Source organism: Halorubrum sp. Atlit-26R (assembly GCF_003666015.1).
Taxonomy (GTDB): domain Archaea; phylum Halobacteriota; class Halobacteria; order Halobacteriales; family Haloferacaceae; genus Halorubrum.
This window is the reverse complement of the sequence record NZ_QPLT01000556.1, coordinates 1-435: the sequence shown is the minus strand read 5'-3', so window position 1 is coordinate 435 and position 435 is coordinate 1. Positions and strand designations below refer to the sequence as shown.

Genomic DNA, 435 nt, shown 5'->3' with positions numbered 1-435 from the left:
AGATGCTCTACATGATTATGAGGTTGACAAAGAAAACCCTGAGAAATCCTATATTGCCATGTCGGTCGAAATACTTGGAGAAAAGAACCTTCTCTCGCTACTTGTGATCGAATTGGCTGTCGGACTATCTCTATGGGGATGAGTTGCGTTTTCTAGTGGCAATCTGATTTTCCTGCTGATGGGGTTGCTACTTACCCTATCTGGATTCACGTATTCGTATCCCCCTCGAATAAAGGAGCGCGGTTTCTTGAACCATCTCGACACGACAGGAGTAGACGTATTCTGTGTTATTCTCCCCGTCTCACTCCTCCTCGGGTTTTCATTTGATGATCAAGCTAGACTACTGCTTGTTGCGGTGTTCCCGTATATATTGAGCTATCATATAGTCCACCAAGCTGCTGACACATACTTCGATCGGCAAAGCGGGCTTTCGAC

The 435-nt window shown here is 45.7% G+C and carries 1 pseudogene; it reads left to right on the top strand.

From position 1 onward, the window contains the following. Positions 1 to 178: 178 nt before the first annotated feature. Positions 179 to 435: pseudogene (locus tag DVK07_RS24155) on the top strand (prenyltransferase); the annotation flags it as partial.